Origin of the sequence: Streptomyces sp. NPDC015532 (assembly GCF_043078065.1) — a bacterium.
Classification (GTDB): domain Bacteria; phylum Actinomycetota; class Actinomycetes; order Streptomycetales; family Streptomycetaceae; genus Streptomyces.
Window position 1 is genome coordinate 100,628 of record NZ_JBIBSY010000018.1, and the last position, 17,581, is coordinate 118,208.

Annotated in this window: 14 protein-coding genes; 11 read left to right on the forward strand and 3 right to left on the reverse strand. The window is 73.0% G+C overall.

Annotation, left to right across the window (positions count from 1 at the left end; translation table 11 throughout):
• Positions 1 to 27 precede the first annotated feature (27 nt).
• From ACF07B_RS36945 to ACF07B_RS36955, 3 genes are all read right to left on the reverse strand, one after another.
• The gene (locus ACF07B_RS36945) at positions 28 to 2,091 is read right to left on the reverse strand and encodes a prolyl oligopeptidase family serine peptidase (RefSeq protein ID WP_392182131.1); all 2,064 of its coding nucleotides are present in this window, start codon (positions 2,089 to 2,091) and stop codon (positions 28 to 30) included.
• A gap of 416 nt (positions 2,092 to 2,507) precedes the next feature.
• A complete protein-coding gene (gene lysA / locus ACF07B_RS36950; RefSeq protein WP_392182132.1) occupies positions 2,508 to 3,896 on the reverse strand; it encodes a diaminopimelate decarboxylase in 1,389 nt (462 codons plus the stop codon).
• Between the two features lie 4 nt (positions 3,897 to 3,900).
• A complete protein-coding gene (locus ACF07B_RS36955) occupies positions 3,901 to 4,659 on the reverse strand; it encodes a helix-turn-helix domain-containing protein (RefSeq protein ID WP_384238117.1) in 759 nt (252 codons plus the stop codon).
• A gap of 128 nt (positions 4,660 to 4,787) precedes the next feature.
• Between ACF07B_RS36955 and ACF07B_RS36960 the strand changes: the two genes are divergently transcribed.
• The 11 genes from ACF07B_RS36960 (at position 4,788) to ACF07B_RS37010 (ending at position 17,538) form a co-directional block, all read left to right on the forward strand.
• The gene (locus tag ACF07B_RS36960; protein WP_392182133.1) at positions 4,788 to 5,807 is read left to right on the forward strand and encodes an SIS domain-containing protein; all 1,020 of its coding nucleotides are present in this window, start codon (positions 4,788 to 4,790) and stop codon (positions 5,805 to 5,807) included.
• A gap of 121 nt (positions 5,808 to 5,928) precedes the next feature.
• Complete coding sequence (locus ACF07B_RS36965) at positions 5,929 to 7,302, forward strand: M20/M25/M40 family metallo-hydrolase (RefSeq protein WP_392182134.1); 1,374 nt, start codon at positions 5,929 to 5,931, stop codon at positions 7,300 to 7,302.
• 283 nt (positions 7,303 to 7,585) lie between these two features.
• Positions 7,586 to 9,433 (forward strand): ABC transporter substrate-binding protein, encoded by a 1,848-nt coding sequence (locus ACF07B_RS36970; protein ID WP_392182135.1) that lies wholly within the window; start codon positions 7,586 to 7,588, stop codon positions 9,431 to 9,433.
• 3 nt (positions 9,434 to 9,436) lie between these two features.
• Positions 9,437 to 10,489 (forward strand): ABC transporter permease, encoded by a 1,053-nt coding sequence (locus tag ACF07B_RS36975; protein ID WP_362396665.1) that lies wholly within the window; start codon positions 9,437 to 9,439, stop codon positions 10,487 to 10,489.
• Positions 10,486 to 11,439 carry an ABC transporter permease gene (locus ACF07B_RS36980; protein WP_369481894.1) on the forward strand — a complete coding sequence of 318 codons (954 nt, stop codon included), beginning with the start codon at positions 10,486 to 10,488 and terminating at the stop codon, positions 11,437 to 11,439. Before ACF07B_RS36975 ends, ACF07B_RS36980 begins: the two co-directional genes overlap by 4 nt.
• A 5-nt stretch (positions 11,440 to 11,444) precedes the next feature.
• Positions 11,445 to 12,485 (forward strand): ABC transporter ATP-binding protein, encoded by a 1,041-nt coding sequence (locus ACF07B_RS36985; RefSeq protein ID WP_392182136.1) that lies wholly within the window; start codon positions 11,445 to 11,447, stop codon positions 12,483 to 12,485.
• Positions 12,482 to 13,513, forward strand: coding sequence for an ABC transporter ATP-binding protein (locus ACF07B_RS36990; protein WP_392182137.1), 1,032 nt, complete (start codon positions 12,482 to 12,484; stop codon positions 13,511 to 13,513). Before ACF07B_RS36985 ends, ACF07B_RS36990 begins: the two co-directional genes overlap by 4 nt.
• The gene (locus tag ACF07B_RS36995) at positions 13,510 to 14,364 is read left to right on the forward strand and encodes a hypothetical protein (protein ID WP_392182138.1); all 855 of its coding nucleotides are present in this window, start codon (positions 13,510 to 13,512) and stop codon (positions 14,362 to 14,364) included. Before ACF07B_RS36990 ends, ACF07B_RS36995 begins: the two co-directional genes overlap by 4 nt.
• Positions 14,365 to 14,394: 30 nt before the next feature.
• Positions 14,395 to 15,549: an o-succinylbenzoate synthase gene (gene menC / locus ACF07B_RS37000; protein WP_392182139.1), complete on the forward strand. Its 1,155-nt coding sequence runs from the start codon at positions 14,395 to 14,397 to the stop codon at positions 15,547 to 15,549.
• Positions 15,546 to 16,385 (forward strand): M55 family metallopeptidase, encoded by an 840-nt coding sequence (locus tag ACF07B_RS37005; RefSeq protein ID WP_392182140.1) that lies wholly within the window; start codon positions 15,546 to 15,548, stop codon positions 16,383 to 16,385. The genes menC and ACF07B_RS37005 overlap by 4 nt, the downstream gene beginning before the upstream one ends.
• Positions 16,378 to 17,538 (forward strand): M20/M25/M40 family metallo-hydrolase, encoded by a 1,161-nt coding sequence (locus ACF07B_RS37010; RefSeq protein ID WP_392182141.1) that lies wholly within the window; start codon positions 16,378 to 16,380, stop codon positions 17,536 to 17,538. The genes ACF07B_RS37005 and ACF07B_RS37010 overlap by 8 nt, the downstream gene beginning before the upstream one ends.
• Positions 17,539 to 17,581 lie beyond the last annotated feature (43 nt).

A 17,581-nucleotide genomic window follows, 5' to 3' on the forward strand; every position in this document is an offset into this window, starting at 1 on the left:
CACAGGGTGTCACCCGGCCGTGCCGGATCACAGGGCGTCGGCGTCCAAGGGGACGTCGGGGGCGATGTGGGCGCCGAGAACCTCGCGGTAGAGGGCGACTTCGGCCAGCAGGGAGCGGCGAACGCTGTCGGCGCGGCGGAAGCCGTGTCCCTCGCCCTCGAAGAGCAGGAAGCGGTGCCACACTCCGCGTTCGGCCAGGTTGTCCACGATGCACGTGGCCTGATCGGGGCGGCAGATGAAATCGTCCGCGCCCTGGAGCATCACCAGTGGCGCGGTGATGCGGTCGGCGTTCGCGGCGGGTGAGATCTTGTCGAAGCGAGCCCCGTCCTGCGGGAGGACGCCGACGAGGGTGTCCACGTAGCGGGACTCGAAGTCGTGGGTCTGCTCGGACCGCCATCGTGCCGGGTCGCTGATCGGGTAGAGGACCGTGCCCGCGCAGAAGACGTCGGTGTGGACCAGACAGGCCAGCGTGGTCCAGCCGCCCGCCGAGCCACCGCGTACCGCCGTACGGGCGGGATCCGCCAGGCCCTCGGCGGCCAGGGCGCGGGCGACGGTGACACTGTCGTCGACGTCCACCACTCCCCACTCGCCGCGCAGTCGGTCGCGGTAGGCCCTGCCGTAGCCGGTGGAGCCGCCGTAGTCGACGTCCGCGACGGTGAAGCCGCGGCTGGTGAAGAAGGAGTACTCCAGGTCGGCCGTGACGCCGGTGGAATTCGTCGGGCCGCCGTGGACCTGCACCAGCAGGGGCGGCAGTTCGCCCTCGGGTGCGGAGGCGGTGGGGTGGGTGGGCCGGTGCAGCACGAAGTGGACCGGGCGGCCCTGCGCGTCGTGGACGGTGCGGCGTTCGGGCCGGGGCTGCCAAGGGCCCAGCGGGTCCTGGGACTTGGGCCTTGTGCGCCGGGCCGGGCCGGAGCCGGGGGCCACGGACACCGACAGCAGGGCGGAGCCGAGGGCCGGGTCGGCGGCCCGGACCAGGATCCGTTCGCCGTCCGACCAGAGGTCGCCCTGGAAGCTGCTCCAGCCGTCGGCGAGTTCGGTCAGTTCGCCGTCCTCGGGCGACCAACGGGACAGCCGTTGCGCGCCGTTGCCGTGCGGCAGCACCACGCCGTACGGCGTCACGGCGAACCAGCTCGCGCCAACGCGCCAGATGGGGCCGGCGCAATCCTCCCGGAGGGGAAGGACGTTGGTGATCGCGGATGGCCTCGGCCGGCCGGTGGCCAGTTCGACGCGGTGCAGGTTCCACCAGCCGTCCGGGTCCGCCATGGCGTAGAGGGTGTCGGGGCCCGCCCACGCGGCCTGGGAGACGGAGACCTCGGTGCCGTCGTGGCTGCCGCCGAGGAGCCGGACGGGCTCGCCCGCGACGCCGTCGTGCAGCTCGGCGACCATCAACTCCGAGCTGTCCCACGGCATATGCGGGTGGTCCCAGCCGATCCAGGCGAGCCGCCCGCCGTCCGGGGAGAGCCGGTGCCCGCAGAGGAAGTGGTGCGAGCGGGCCACCACGCGCAGCGCCTCGGGGTCGTCGGCGGCGGCACCGGACAGCGGTACGGCGACGATCTCGCGCACGGTGCGGAGGGCCGGGTCGGCGTCGTGCGGTCCGGTGGCGGCGCGGGTGGTCTCCCGCACGCACCACACCTCGGTCCCGTCCGGGCCGGTCACCGGGTCGGCCCAGCAGGTCTCCCGGTCGGGCGGGTCGGCCGGGGTGAGCGGCACGGGCACCGGGAACGCGTTGTCCTCGCCGACCCGGAGGCGGGGCACCTCGGCGCGGTAGAGCCGCTGGTCGCGGTGGTCGGTGAAGACCAGCAGATGGCTGTCTGTGGCCGGGGCCGCGGCGCGTACCCAGTACGGCTTGCCGCCGTAGCCGAGGGAGCGGTTGCGCACGGAGACGCCGGGGGCGAGCACCGGGACGGGGTCCTCGTGGCCCGGGGCGTTGCGCAGCAGCCGTACGGTCGCGGTGGCCGGGTCGGAGGCGCACCACCAGTTCTCTTCGCCGGCCCCGGAAGGCCAGGAGGAGGATCCGGAGGCCTCGGCGACCGCTTCGGCGGTGATCGGGGACGGCCAGGTGCCGTAGGGCAGGTGGGGCGCGGTGGACATGGGGTGACTCCGAGTACGGGAGGAGGGGGAGTTGGGCGGCGATGCGGGCGGTGGGCCGCCGTGGGCGTGGGCGGGGACTGGGGGTGCCGGTCACCGGCCCGCTGGGGAAGGTCCCAGAGGGCCGGTGGCCCGGGGGAAGGTCCCCGGGCGGCTCGGCGGCGTACGAGAGGACGGGGAGTTGGGTGGAGGTGCCGGCGGCGGGCCGCCGTGAGCGGGGCCTGCGGGTGCCGGTCACCGGACTGGGGGAGGGTCCCGGGGGCGGCGTGACGGCTCGCCCGCCCCCGGGAGACGACCCCTGGTCCGGCGTGACGCTCGGCGGCGCCCGCGTAAGCCGCGTACGCGCGCCGCGTGAGCGTCAGGTGCGCCTGATCCGGCGGAGGGCGGCCGGGGTCAGGCGGACGCGAGCGCCGCCGGGGTCACCCGGCGGTCAACTGCACCGGCTCGCCATGGGCGTCGCGGCGGCGCAGGTCCTCCGGGGTCTCCCGGCGGACCATGAGGCGGGCGCGGCCGTCGCGTACGGCGACGACGGCGGGCCGGGGCTGGGCGTTGTAGTTGCTGGCCATGGCGTGGTGGTAGGCGCCGGTGGCGGGGACGGCGAGGAGGTCCCCGGCGGCGATGTCTTCCGGCAGGGCGATGTCGGGCACGACCATGTCCCCGCTCTCGCAGTGGCGGCCGACGACCACGGCGTGCACCGGCTCGCCCTCGGCGGGGCGGTTGGCGGTCCACGCGGTGTAACGGGCGAGGTAGAGGGAGGGGCGCAGGGCGTCGCTCATGCCGCCGTCGACGGAGACGAACCGGCGGCGCAGCCCGTCCTTGACGGCACCGACGCGGTAGAGCGTCACCCCGGCGGTGCCGATCATCGACCGGCCGGGCTCGACGGCGAGCCGTATCGGCGAGCCGGGCAGCACCCGTTCCAGGCCATCGCGCAGGGCGGCCGTGAACGCGGCCGGGTCCAGGCGGGGTTGGCCCGGCAGATAGGGGATGCCTGCACCGCCGCCGAGGTCGATCTCCGCGACCGTGATGCCGTGCCGCTCGGCGAGCAGGGCGACGAAGGCGGCGACCCGTTCGGCGGCGAGCGTCAGCCCCTCGGTGGCGGTGATCTGCGAGCCGATGTGGGAGTGCACCCCCGCGAGCCGCAGCGAGGGGCGCGCCGCGACGGCGAGCACGGCCCGCTCGGCGTGGCCGCCGCGGACCGGGAAGCCGAACTTGACGTCGTCGCCACCGGTGGCCATGTAGTCGTGGGTCTCGGCGGCGACGCCGGGGGCGATCCGGACGTACACCTCTTGGACCCGGTCGGCCGCCGCGGCGGCGTCGGCGAGCCGGTCGATCTCCTCCAGGCAGTCGACGACCACCACGCCGACACCGTGGGCGACGGCGGCCTCCAGTTCGGCCACGGACTTGTTGTTGCCGTGGAAGACGATCCGGGCGGCGTCGAAGCCGGTGTCCACGGCGAGCCGGAGTTCGCCGCCGCTGCACACGTCCAGGTGCAGCCCCTCGGAGTCGACCCAGCGGACCATCTCGGCGCACAGGAACGCCTTGGAGGCGTAGTGCACCCGGTCCGCGCCGGACTCGCGCCACAGCCGGGCCCGGTGGCGGAAATCGGCCTCGTCCACCACGTACAGCGCGGTGCCGCAGGCGTCGGCCAGGTCGTCCAGGGCGACCCCGCCCACGTGCAGCCGGCCCTCGACGGTGCGGGCGGTCAGCGGCCACACCTCGGGGGCCGTCTCGGGTGAGGCGGCCGCGGCCAGTCCGTCGGGCAGCGGGGTCCCCGCGCGTGGTGCGGGCAGGGAGGGAGCGGTGGACACGGGGCTACTCCTCGGTGAGGACGACCAGCATCAGCAGGTCGTCGCTGGGGTCGGTGAAGTGGTGTTCGTCGGTGGCGGCGAAGTGGCAGCTGTCGGCGCGGCGCAGCAGCCGTACGACGCCGCCCACCGACACCCGGCAGGAGCCGGCGATGACGAGCGCGAACTCCTCGCCGGAGTGGGCTGTCGGGTGGTCGTGGTCGCCGAGGTCTGCGTGCAGCAGCCGGGCTCCGATCCGGCTCGCGCCGGGGGCCGTGAGGTCCCAGATGCCGTGGTGCCCGTCGGCCTGGGCGAGCAGCGGTGCCGGGGCGAAGCGCGGCGGGAAGGCCGGGGCGGCCGCGGCGGTGACCGGGCCGGTTCCGCCGAGGAGTTCGGCGGGGGTGGAGCCGAGGGCGTCGGCGATCTGGCAGAGGGTGCGGACCGTGGGGTTGGCGGCGCCGGACTCCATCTGCGAGACGTAGGCCGGTGAGACGCCGGCCCGGGTCGCCACCGCGCTCAGCGTGAGCCCGGCGGCGCGGCGGACCCTGGCGACGGAGGCGGCGAGCACGTCGCCGGTGTCCGCCCGGTCGGGCGGGGCGCCAGGACCGGTGTCCGCGCTGTCGGGCGGCGCGCCTCGGCCGGTGTCCGTGGGGTCGGTCTTTCCGGCCCTGCCGCCCGATTCGTCGTCGGGCTGTACGGAACCGTCCGCGGCGCGACGCGAGTTCTGCCGCGAGGCGGGGGGATCGGCCGAGGAGTTTTCCGCGCCGGTGGCTCTTGACGAGGTCATGCGGCGACAGTAAGACTCACGCATCGCTTAGATCAAGCAATCTGACGCCGCCGTTTAACTGTCAGCAGAGATGCAGTTCAGGACCCGGATTCCCGGGTGTGGGCTGTCCTGAGTGGGAGGGGTGAGCAGTGACCGGTCCTCTGGCGCCTACGCCGACCCTCGAACTGCTGCGTGCCGCGGCCGAGCTGTGCGGTCCCACCGCGCAGCGCCTGTTCGAGGTGCTGGCGGAGGACTATCCGGCCTCGCTGGAGCGCCGTCCCGGTCAGTTGTTGCGCGCGGCCGACGCGAGCGCCGCGGATCTGGACGGACTGCTGGCCGCGGCCGGGGTCGCCTCCACGGACGACCTGCGTCTGCTGGCGGCCCGGGAGAGCGGCCTGCGCCTGGCCGAGCCGGATCTGCGGTTCACCAGCCGCGATCCGGAGTCCGAGCCGCGGGAGCGGTCGGCACTGCGCCGGATGATCACCGCGGAGGAGGGCAACCTCCGACGCACACTGGCCGATCTCCAGGCCAACGGCGCTCTGGAACTGGCGGCCGCGGCCCTGTTGCGGGCGCGGCGGCGGTGGGTGCTCGGCGACCTGAAGTCGGCCGGGTACGCGTCGCTGCTGACCAGCGACCTCACCAGCAGCATGCGGGACGTGTTCCTCGTGCCGCCGGCGACGGGCGCGGCGGTCAACGCGATCAGCGACGCGCACGCGGACGACGTCCTGGTCGTGTTCAGCTTCCGCAACTACAGCCGGCTGACGGTGGACGTGGCCCGGGAGTTCCACGCGCTGGGCGCCTCGGTGATCGCGTTGACCGACAGCTACACCAGTCCGGTGTGTTCCTTCGCCACGCACGTCCTGGCGGTGGACACCCGCAGCGAGTCGCCGCACCACTCGCCGACGGCGGTGGCGGCGGCCGCCCATGTGCTGGCGGCTCTGGCCGCCGCGGGCGCCAAGGGGGCGGCCCGCCGCACCCGACGCCGGGCGGAGCTCTTCCGCTCCCTGGGCAGCTACGGCCTGGGCCAGACGCCGTCGGTCGCTGACGCGGGCGAGGCGGGGGGCGCGCCGGATCTCCCGGAGCCCGCCGCCGGGCTTCCCGGCGCCCGCGCCACGGACCCGTCCGGCTTACCCGCCGTACCCGAGGACGAGTCCCCGCCCGCGCGGTGACCGCCCCATCCCTTCCCCGTCCCGCCTGTTCCCCGTTTCCGCGAGCCTGTCTCGCTGAGCCATCGACGGCAGAGGCCTCGTCCTCGCGTCCTGCCGCCGGGAAAGCACGTGGTTCCTCTCCATGAACAACCCCTCCCTCTACCAGGACGGCGGCACTCTCTCCCCCGCCGAGGACGCCGCACTGACCTCCGAAGTCACCGAGCTGTGCGCCAAGTTGATCCGTTTCGACACCAGCAACTACGGCGGTGGCGACTCCCGCGGTGAGCGGGAGGCGGCCGAGTGGACCGCCGGACTGCTCGCCGAGTCCGGCTACGAGCCGGTCGTGCTGGAATCGGCGCCGGGCCGGGCCAGCACGGTGGTCCGTATCCCCGGCGAGGACCGCGACGCCCCGGCCCTGCTGGTCCACGGCCACCTCGACGTGGTTCCGGCCGAACCCGCCGACTGGAGCTTCGACCCGTTCTGCGGGGAGATACGCGACGGCACGATCCTCGGTCGCGGGGCGCTGGACATGAAGGACATGGACGCGATGATGCTCGCGGCCGCCCGGTCCTGGGCGCGCCGCGGGGTGAGGCCGGCGCGCGACATCGTGATGGCGTTCGTCGCGGACGAGGAGGACACCGGCGAGCTGGGGGCGGGCTTCCTCGTCGACCGGCACGCGGACCTCTTCGAGGGCGTCACCACCGCGATCGGCGAGTCCGGCGGCTACTCGGTCCATCTGCCGGACGACTCCCGGCTCTACCCGATCGCCGTCGGCGAGCGCGGCAGCGCCTGGATGGACCTGACGGCGCGCGGCGCGGCGGGCCACGGCTCCCGGCCCGGCACGGACAACGCCGTCGCCACCCTGGCGGCCACCCTCACGGCGCTGGCCGCGCACCGCTGGCCGGTGCGGATCGTGCCGGCGGTGGCCGCGCTGCTGGAGGGACTCTCCGCCCGTCTGGGCGTCACCATCGACCCGGCGGACCCCGCGTCCCTCGCACAGCTGGGCGAGGCGGCCAAGCTGGTCGAGGCCACCGTCGCCAACACGCTCAACCCGACCATGATGAAGGCGGGTTACAAGCACAACGTCATTCCGAGCGAGGCGACGGCCGGCGTGGACGGCCGGATCCTGCCGGGCGCGGAGGAGGACTTCTTCGCGACCGTGGACGCCCTGCTCGGCGAGAAGGTCTCGCGGTCCTTCCACAGTTTCGCGGCGCCGGTCTTCGCGGACCACACCTCGGCCGAGTTCGCGGAGATGGCGGCGGCGCTGCGCCGCGCCGATCCCCAGGCTCTGGTGCTGCCGTTCATCATGTCGGGCGGCACGGACGCCAAGGCGTTCGCCCGACTGGGCATCCAGTGCTACGGCTTCGGCCCCGGCCTGACCCCGCCCGGCTTCGACGCGTGGCGGTATGTGCACGGCGTCGACGAGCAGGTCCTCGTCAGCAGCCTGGAGTTCGGCGTACGGGTGCTGGAGGACTTCCTGCGCACCGGCACCGGCCCCCGGACCGCGGAGCGATGACCGCCGCGCACCTCCGCTGAACCCCGCGCGGGCCGGCAACGGCGCCGCGGACCGGCCCCTCCCCCACCCACCAGAGCCCCACCGTCCCACCGCACGCACGTTCACATGCATGCATGCACCAATGCATGAACCAATGCACACACCACTGCATGGACCAATAGGTGCAGCATGCATTTATCGTCGCGCCGTACGGCCCGTCCCCGGGTCCGCGGCGCAGCGGCCCCGTCCCACCTCCCGTCCCTTCGCGGCCCCGTGCCGCCGGCACCTCCAGGAGAAGCTCACGATGACCACGCCCGCCCCCGTACACAGAATCGGCCGCAAGGCCGCCGCGCTGGCCACGTCACTGCTGCTCGGTACCGCCGCCGCGGGCCTCGCCCTCGCGCCGGCCGCCGTGGCCGACGACGGCGGCAGCACGCTGCGGATGCCGATCACCGGCATCGGCATCGACTCCCTGAACCCGTTCCTGGCCTACTTCGCGGGCAGCCTGGACGTGTTCGCCGGCATCTACCCGGCGCTGGACAGGGTGGAGCAGGACGGCACCGTCAAGCCGTATCTGGCGGACTCCTGGACGACCTCCAGCGACAAGCTCACCTGGACCTTCAAGATCCACAAGGGTCTGAAGTGGAGCGACGGCAAGCCGATCACGGCCGAGGACGCCGCCTGGACGTTCAACCTGATCATGAGCAACTCCACGGCGGCCACCGCCAACGGCTCCCTGGTGAGCAACTTCGCGTCGGTCACCGCGCCGGACGACGCCACCCTGGTCGTGAAGACCAAGAAGCCGCAGGCCACCATGCTGTCGGTCAGCATCCCGGTGTCGGGCATCCCGATCGTGCCGAAGCACATCTGGGAATCCCACGTCAAAGACCTGAAGACCTACAAGAACGACAGCTTCCCGATCGTCGGTTACGGCCCGTGGACGCTGACGGACTACAAGCCCGAGCAGTACGCCAAGTTCGACGCGAACAAGGACTTCGTGCTCGGCGCGCCCCGGTACGACCACATGATCGAGCAGTCGTTCAAGAACACGGACGCCGCGGTGGCGGCCCTGCGCTCAGGGCAGTTGGACTACGTCAGCGGTCTCAACCCCACCCAGTACCAGGCGCTCAAGGGCCAGTCCGGCATCAAGGCCTACGAGCAGGTCGGCAACCGCTGGAGCGGCATCGAGGTCAACGGCGGCGCCCGTACCCGTGACGGCAAGAAGATCGGCACCGGTCACCCGGCGCTCGGCGACGTCAAGGTGCGCGAGGCGCTGGCACGCGCCATCGACCGGGCGACCATCGTGAAGAAGGTCCGCAACGGCCTGGCGGAGGTCGGTGGCAGCTATCTGCCGCAGTCGCTGCCGCAGTACGCGTGGCAGCCCTCCGACGCGGAGAAGTTCGGCTTCGACCCGGCCAAGGCCAACTCCGTGCTGGACGAGGCGGGTTACAAGAAGGGCTCGGACGGGATCCGCGTCGACCCGAAGTCGAAGCGCAAGCTGGAGTTCCGCCTGGGCATCCACTCCGACGACGACGGCGACGCCAAGGTGTCCACGTACCTCACGGGCTGGTTCAAGGAGATCGGCGTCAAGGTCGACATCCAGTCGATGAGTTCCGCCAAGCTCAACGCCGACCTGGCCAAGGGCGACTGGGACATCCTGATGGACTCCTGGTCGACCGGTCCCGACCCGACGTACCTGCTGGGCATCCAGACCTGCTCGGCGCTGCCCGACAGCAAGGGCGAGGGCGGCAGCACGGACTCGTTCTTCTGCGACAAGAACTACGACGACCTGTTCCTGCGTCAGCAGAGCGCCTTCGACGACACGGAGCGGGCGGATCTGCTGCGGCAGATGCAGGCCATCCTGTACAAGGCCAACGAGAACATCATGATCTACAACGCCAGTGGTCTCGCCGCGTACCGCACCGACCGCGTGAGCGGCATCGTGGCCGGCAAGGCGAACTCCGCCGGCGCCTACCCCGCGCAGGACTCCTTCCACCAGTACCTGAACGCGACCCCCGCCAAGGCCTCGTCCTCCTCCTCGGGCGGCAACTCCGGCACGCTCATCGGCGCTTCGGCGGCCGGGGTGGTCGTCCTGGCCGCGGGCGGAGTGCTCATCGCACGCCGCCGCTCCTCCTCCGACGACCGCGAGTAGACCGTGGCCGACACCATCGACGCCACCGGCGTCACGGCCGCGCCCGCCGCCCCGAGCGGCGGGCGCCGGCCCGGCTCCGGACTCGCACGCTACCTGGTCACGAAGCTGGTGGCCGCGGCCGTCAGCTTCCTGGCCACCCTCGTCATCGGCTTCGTGCTGTTCAGCCTGATGCCGGCCGACCCGGTGCAGTCCATCACCCGCGGCCGGCCGACCAGCGACGCGCAGATGGCCCAGCTGCGCCAGCAGCTCGGCCTGGACCAGTCGGTGCCCGAACGCTTCTTCCACTTCGTCACCGACACCCTGACCGGTCACCTGGGAGACTCCTGGGAGTTCCAGCAGCCGGTCAGCTCCCTCATCGGCGACCGGCTGTGGCCGACCCTGCTGCTGATGGGCACGGCCACCGTCATCTCGGTGGTGCTCGGACTCTGGCTCGGCGTCAGATCCGGCTGGCGGCACGGGAGTTGGCTCGACCGCATCGCCACCGGCGCCTCCCTGACGCTGTGGTCGGTACCGACCTTCTGGCTGGGCATGATCCTGCTGATCACCTTCAGCGTCGGCATCGGCCCGATCCCCGGCTTCCTGCCCGCGGGCGGGATGAGCGACCCGGCGATCACCGGCGGCCTGGACCACGTCCTCGACGTGGCCGAACACCTCGTCCTGCCCTGTCTGACCATGGTCCTGGTGATCTTCGCCCAGTACGTCGCCGTCATGCGCTCGTCGATCATCGACGAGCTGGGCAGCCCGTACCTGCTCACCGCGCGGGCCAAGGGGCTGCGTGACGACGTCGTACGGCGCAGGCACGCGGTGCCCAACGCGCTGCTGCCCTCGGTCACGATGATCTTCATGCACCTGGGCACGGTGCTCGGCGGTGCCATCACCGTGGAGACCGTGTACTCCTGGCCGGGCCTGGGCCAGCTCAGCTACCAGGCCCTGAAGGTGCCCGATCTGCCGCTGCTGCAGGGCACGTTCATCGTCTTCAGCGCGTCGGTGATCCTCATGAACCTCCTCGCCGACGTGATCTACCGCTTCCTCGACCCCCGGGTGCGTGCCCAGTGACCCACCACGAACCCCTCACCGAAGCCGTCTCCCCGCCGCAGGCGGGGGCCGACCCCGCGCCGCCGGTCGCGACGGTCGCACCGACACCGCGCCGCAACGGATTCGCCGGCTTCGTCCGGTCCTTCGTCCGCATCCGCTCCGGCGTGGCGGGCCTCGGCATCCTGGTCGTGTTCGGCCTGCTCGCCCTGTGCGCGCCGCTGTTCATCTCCGGCGACGACCTCGACGTCATCAAGGTGGACGGCCCCTCGCTGCACTCCCCCACCGACGGCTATCCGCTCGGCACCGACCAGGAGGGACGCTCCATCCTCCTCCTGGTCATCTGGGGAGCCCGCTCCTCGCTGTCCATCGGTCTGATGGCGACGGTGCTGACGGTGGTGCTCGGCAGCGCCGTCGGCCTGGTCGCCGGGCACTACGGCGGCTGGATCGGCAAGGCGCTGATGCACCTCACCGACTGGTTCATCGCGCTGCCCAGCCTGCCGCTGGCCATCTCGCTGTCGGCGGTGATCGGGCAGGGCACCGCCTCCATCACCATCGCCATCGCGGTGACCAGCTGGTCGTCCACGGCCCGGCTGGTACGGGCACAGACCCTCGCGGTGGAGGCCAAGCCGTTCATCGAGCGGGCCAGGGCGCTGGGCGCCGGCGGACCGCAGGTGATGCTGCGGCACGTCCTGCCGAACGTCACCCCGCTGATCCTGGTCTCCTCCACCCTGACGGTGGCCTCGGCGATCCTGTCCGAGGCGACCCTGACCTTCCTCGGTCTCGGCGACCCGACCGGCATCTCCTGGGGCGCGATGCTCAACTCGGCGCTGAGCGGCGGCGCCGTCACCGCCGGCGCCTGGTGGTACCTGTACCCGCCGGGCATCGCCATCCTGATCGTCGTCCTCGGCTTCACCCTGACCGGCCGCGCCGTGGAGACCCTTCTCAACCCGAGGTCGGTGAAGACACGTTGAACGCGATGCTGGAGGTCAAGGACCTCAAGGTCACGTATCGCAGTGGCGGGCGCACGGTGCCCGCCGTGCGCGGGGTGGACCTCACCCTGGACGCCGGGCAGACGCTCGGCCTGGCCGGCGAGTCCGGCTCGGGCAAGTCCACCCTGGCGATGAGCCTGCTGCGGCTGCTGCCGGCCGCCGCCGAGGTCACAGGACAGGTGCTCTACCAGGGCGAGGACCTGCTCACCGCCAACTGGAGCCGGATGCGCGCGGTGCGCTGGGCGGAGGCCTCCGTGGTCTTCCAGGGTGCGATGACCGCCCTCAACCCGGTGCACACCATCGGCGACCAGATCGTCGAGCCGATCCTGCTGCACGGCCGCAGGGCCGGCGAGGAGGGCGGCCGGATCACCGAGAAGCAGGCCCGCGCCCGCGCGGCCGAGCTGCTGGAGTCGGTGGGCGTCCCGGCGCGGCGGATGCGCAGTTATCCGCACGAGTTCTCCGGCGGGCAGCGCCAGCGCGTCATGATCGCGATGGCGCTGGCCTGCCGCCCGAACCTGATCATCGCGGACGAGCCCACCACGGCGCTGGACGTGATGGTGCAGGCCCAGATCCTGGACCTGCTGTCGGACCTGGTGCGCGACGAGGGCATCGGCGTCATCATGATCAGCCACGATCTGTCCGTCCTCGGCCAGATGTGCGACCGGCTGGCGGTGATGTACGCCGGCGAGCTGGTGGAGTCCGGCCCCTCCCGGCAGCTCCTGGACGAGCCGGAGCACCCCTACACCCGGGCGCTGTCCCGCGCCTTCCCCACCATCGGCGACCCCGCCTCCCGCAGGGCGCCGGCCGGCCTGCCGGGCGACCCGCCCGACCCGGCGTCGCTGGGCGCGGGCTGCCCCTTCGCGGCCCGCTGCCCCGACGCGCACGAGGTCTGCGGGAGCACCCCCGTCGAGCTGTGGCCGGCCGGTCCCGGACGGCAGTCGGCGTGCCTGCGGGTGCTGCCCGGTTTCCCGAATCTCGCCACGGCCCCGCCCGTGCCCGAACCGTCCGCGGAAGGAGCCCGCTCATGACCGTCACCACCACGGGCACGGTCACCGGACCCGACGCGGCCACGGCGCCCGCGCTGGAGGTCCGCGACCTGCACATCACCTACCCGCCCCGGGCGGGCCGCGGCCCCGCCCGCGCGGTGGACGGCGTCGACCTCCAGCTGGGCCGCGGCGAGATCCTCGCCCTGATCGGCGAGTCCGGCTGCGGCAAGTCCACCTTGGCGCGCGCCCTGACCGGGCTGGTCAAGCCCACGTCGGGCGAGGTCCTGTGCGACGGCGTGCCGCTGCGCTACACGAGCGCCGCGCTGAAGGCGCACCGCCGCCAGGTCCAGTTCGTCCTCCAGGACCCCGGCGGCGCCCTGAACCCGCGGCAGAACGTGTTCGACGCGGTCGCCGAGGGCCCCCGGCTGCACCGCATGAAGGACGGCCTCGAACAGCGCGTGCACACCGCCCTGTCCAAGGCCGGTCTGCGCCCTCCGGAGCAGTTCCTCACTCGCTTCCCGCACGAGATGTCCGGCGGGCAGCAGCAGCGCGTGGTGATCGCGGGCGCGCTGGCACTGGAGCCCTCGGTGATCGTCGCCGACGAACCGGTGGCCTCGCTGGACGCCTCCGTACGCGGCGAGATCCTCAAGCTCGTCCTCGACCTGCGCCGCGACCTCGGCCTGTCCTCCCTGGTGGTCAGTCATGACCTGGGCCTTGCCTGGAACATCGCCGACCGGGTGGCGGTGATGTACCTGGGCCGGATCGTCGAGGTCGGCACGGTGGAGGAGGTCCTGCTCGCGCCGAAGCACCCGTACACCAAGGCGCTGCTGTCGGTGGTGTCCGCGGAGGGCGGGCGCGGTGAGCGGCGGCCCCAGCTGCTCCAGGGCGAGCCGCCGGACCCGACGGACGTGCCCGGGGGCTGCCGGTTCCATCCGCGCTGCCCGCTGTGGGCCAGCCTCGACGCGGCGGGCCGCGCGGAGGCGGGCTGCGACCGGCGGACGCTGCCGGTCCTGCCGGCACAGGCGCCGGCGGGCGGCCGGGCCGCGTGTCACCTCGCGAGCGCCTCGTGAACGCGACGGCGACACCGAGGTGCGCGGCCGGTACCCGGCCCGCTCCGGCGCTGGTCGTACGGGACGTGGACGGCCCGCTGGAGATGGCCGACTGCGTCGCGCTGTACGACCGGGTCATGGGCCTGCGCCCCGGCGACGGCAGCCTCAACCCGCGCCTGCTGACCGCCCTTCAGGACAACAGCGGCCTGGTCGTCGGCGCCTATCTCGGCGAGGCGCTGGTGGGATTCACCTACAGCTTCCTCGCCCGCGAGCGGGGCGCCGACGGGCAGGGTCCTCGCCTCTACCAGTACTCGCAGCTGGCCGTGGTGGCGCACGAACGCCAGGGCCTCGGCATCGGACGGCTGCTCAAGCTCGGCCAGCGCGATCGCTGCCTCGCGGAGGGGACGACGCTGATCCGCTGGGCGTACGACCCGATGCAGACCCGCAACGCCCACTTCAACCTGGACGTGCTCGGCGCGGTGGTGGACGCGTTCAAGCCCGCGATGTACGGCGCCTCGGGCTTCGGCGCCGCCACCGGCGAGTCCACCGACCGCTTCATCGTCTCCTGGCACCTGGACGCCCCGGCGCGGCCCGCCGCAACCGCTCCCGGTCCGCCGCCGGGCGGCTGGAGCGTCGGCCAGGTGGACGACGACGGCGAAGACCGGATCGTGGTGCTGCCCGACGACTGGCACCGGCTGCGCGCCCAGGCCGGTCCGGAGCACGCCGCCCGGCTGCGCGGCCGCCTCACCCACACCTTCGCCCGGCTGCTCGCCGACCGCACGGCCGTCTCCTGCGTACGGCTGCCGGGCGGGCTCGCCGCGTACCGCTTCATCCCCCGTGCCGCCGCACCCGGCACGGCCCCTCGCCCCTGACCGGGGCCCCGCACCGTAGGACGACCCCACATGACCGTCACCCTTGCCGAGATCGAGCTGGCGCTGGTCCGGCTCGAACTCGTCCACTCCTTCGAGACCAGTTCGCACCGCAAGTCGTACCTGGAACACATCGTCGTCCGCGCGACCGCCGAGGACGGCAGCGTCGGCTGGGGCGAGTGCGCCTCGCCGACCGACCCGTACTACTGCGACGAGTCCACCTGGAGCTGCTGGCAGGTACTGGGCGAGTACCTCGCCCCGATGCTGCTCGGCCGGCCCTGGGACCACCCCGAGGACGCGGCCCGGCTCACCGCCAAGGTGAGCGGCAACCACTTCGCCCGCGCCGGCCTCGACATGGCCTGCTGGGACCTGTACGGGCAGCGGCGCGGCGAGCCCCTGGCCGACCTGCTCGGCGCCGCCGCCGACGCGGTGCCCGCCGGGGTCAGCCTCGGCATCGAGCCGACGATCGACGCGCTGCTCGCGCAGGTCTCCCGGCACGTCGCCGACGGCTACCGCCGCGTCAAACTGAAGATCCGCCCCGGCTGGGACCTCGAACCGGTCCGCGCCGTCCAGGACGCCTTCCCCGGCGTCGCCCTCCAGGTGGACGCCAACACCGCCTACCGGCCCGAACAGGAGTCCGTGCTCGCGGAGTTGGACGGCCGCGGCCTGCTGATGATCGAGCAGCCGTACGCCGCCTCCGACCTGCTCTCCCACGCCCGGCTCGCCGCCCGTCTGGACACCCCGGTGTGCCTGGACGAGTCGGTCACCACCCCGGACGTGCTGCGCACCGCGCTGCACCTGGGCGCGGCCGACGTCGTCAACATCAAGGTGTCCCGGCTCGGCGGCCTCGGCCCGTCGAAGACGGTGCACGACCTGTGCCTGGACGCCGGGGTGCCGGTGTGGTGCGGCGGGATGCACGAGTTCGGCATCGGCCGGGCCGCCAACCTGGCCCTCGCCGGGCTTCCCGGCTTCACCCTGCCCTCGGACGTCTCCGGCTCCGACAAGTACTACCGGCGGGACATCGTCACGCCGCCGATCCGCGCCGTGGACGGCATGGTCGCCGTGCCGCGCTCCCGGCCCGGCATCGGCCTCGACGTGGACCTCGACCAACTCGGCCGCCACACCATGCGCACCTGGACCATCCGTCCCCGCGCCCAGTTCACCACCCCTGAGGGGAAAGCAGCATGAAAGTCCTGATCTCCGCCGACATGGAGGGCGTCACCGGCGTCACCTTCCCCGACGACTGCGAGCCCGGCCACGCCCGCTGGGAGTACAACCGGCAGTTCCTCACCGCCGACGTCAACGCCGCGATCGCCGGTTTCGCCGCGGCCGGCGCCACCGAGATCCTCGTCAACGAGGCCCACGCCGACCAGCGCAACCTGCTCCTCGACCGGCTCGACAAGCGGGCCACGCTGCTGATCGGCACGCACAAGCCGCTCGGCATGATGGAGGGCGTCGACCGCTCCCCCGACGCGGTCGCCTTCGTCGGTTACCACACCGGCGCCGGTCAGCCGGGCGTGCTCGCCCACACCTATCTGCCCAACACCATCACCGCGGTGCGGATCAACGGCGAGCCGGCCTCCGAGGGCCGGATGAACGCGCTGCTCGCCGACGAGTACGGCGTCCCGGTGGTCCTGGTCACCGGCGACGACCTGTGCTGCGAGGACGCCCGCGGATGGGCGCCGCACGCCGCCCACGCCGTGGTCAAGACCTGCGTGGACCGCTACTCCGCGATCTGCCTGCCGCCCGAGGTGAGCGCCGCCCGGATCACCGAGGCCGCCCGCGAAGGCCTCGCGGCCCTGCCCGCCTCCTCCCGGCCCGCGACCCCGCCCACCGAGGGCTACACCTACGAGGTGTCCTTCGACGCCGCTCAACTGGCGCCCGCCGCAAGCTACATCCCCGGCGTCGTCCAGACCGACCCGCTGACCGTGCGGTTCACCCTGCCGACCATGTACGAGGCGATCCGCTGCTTCCGCGCCCTGACCCGGGTCGTCACCTCGGCCGTGGAGAACTGCTATGGCTGAGCCCGCCGAACTCCTCACCCTGGCGCGCACGTTCGGCGACACGGTGCTGGAACGCTGGGAACACCTGGTCACGTTGGAAACCCCGTCCGGCGACGCGGACCGTGCGGCCGTGTTCGGCGAGGAACTCGCCGCGGGCCTCGCCCCCACCGCCGACCGCGTCGAACGGCCTCCGGGACCGGGCGGCGACCACCTGGTGGCGTACTGGAACGGGCGCGGGACGGCGGACGACGGCCCCGGCGCCGGACATACGCTGCTCGTGGCCCACAGCGACACCGTCTTCCCGGCCGGGACGATCGCCCGGCGCCCCTTCACGCTCGCCGAGGACGGCGACACGGTCACCGGCCCCGGGGTCTTCGACATGAAGGGCTCCCTGGTCGCCGTCGAACTGGCCATGGACCTGCTGTCCCGTACGGGCACCACGCCCAGACGTCCCGTACGTCTCGTCGTGGTCAACGACGAGGAGATCGGCAGCCCCGACGGCGGCCGCCTCGTGGCCCGGCACGCCGAGGGCGCCCACGCGGTGCTCGGCCTCGAACCGCCCCTGCCCGGCGGCGCGTTGAAGATCGGACGGCGCGGGGTGGCCCGGGTACGGCTGAGCGTGCGCGGGGTCAGCGCCCACGCCGGCCTCGACGCGGCGCTCGGCGTCTCCGCGATCGACGAACTCGTGGACCAGCTGGCCGGGTTGCGGGCGACGGCCGCCGCACTCCCCGACGCCGCACTGAACGTCGGCACGATCACCGGCGGTACCCGCGCCAACGTGGTCGCCGACCACGCCGAGGCGGAGATCGGCCTGCGCTATGCCACCGCCGAGACCGAACGGGCCCTGCTGTCCGCCCTGTTGGAACCGACGCCGGTGCGACAGCGGGCCACCCTGTCCGCCGAGACCCTGTCCCACCGCCCGGCCTGGGCGATGGACCCGGCCAACCCCCTGGCGGCCGAACTCACCACGCTCGCCGCCACCCTGGGCCTGGCCCTGCCCCTCGGTTCCTCCGGCGGCGCGGGCGACACCAACCTCACCGGCGCGCTCGGCATCCCGACGGTCGACGGCCTCGGCCCTGCGGGCGCCGGCGCCCACGGCGAGGACGAACACGCCTCGCTGTCCTCCCTGCTGGAACGGGCGGCGCTCATCGCCGCGTTCCTGGAAACCCACTGACCTTGCCTCAGCCATCGCCCATCCTCACTCCCCAAGGATCCAC

Coding starts and splice junctions, on each gene's coding strand:
- ACF07B_RS37010 (WP_392182141.1), top strand. CDS start 16,378: ATGGCTGAGCCCGCCGAACTCCTCACCCTGGCGCGCACGTTCGGCGAC.
- ACF07B_RS36970 (WP_392182135.1), top strand. CDS start 7,586: ATGACCACGCCCGCCCCCGTACACAGAATCGGCCGCAAGGCCGCCGCG.
- ACF07B_RS36985 (WP_392182136.1), top strand. CDS start 11,445: ATGCTGGAGGTCAAGGACCTCAAGGTCACGTATCGCAGTGGCGGGCGC.
- ACF07B_RS36965 (WP_392182134.1), top strand. CDS start 5,929: ATGAACAACCCCTCCCTCTACCAGGACGGCGGCACTCTCTCCCCCGCC.
- ACF07B_RS36955 (WP_384238117.1), bottom strand. CDS start 4,659: ATGACCTCGTCAAGAGCCACCGGCGCGGAAAACTCCTCGGCCGATCCC.
- ACF07B_RS36990 (WP_392182137.1), top strand. CDS start 12,482: ATGACCGTCACCACCACGGGCACGGTCACCGGACCCGACGCGGCCACG.
- ACF07B_RS37005 (WP_392182140.1), top strand. CDS start 15,546: ATGAAAGTCCTGATCTCCGCCGACATGGAGGGCGTCACCGGCGTCACC.
- ACF07B_RS36945 (WP_392182131.1), bottom strand. CDS start 2,091: ATGTCCACCGCGCCCCACCTGCCCTACGGCACCTGGCCGTCCCCGATC.
- menC (WP_392182139.1), top strand. CDS start 14,395: ATGACCGTCACCCTTGCCGAGATCGAGCTGGCGCTGGTCCGGCTCGAA.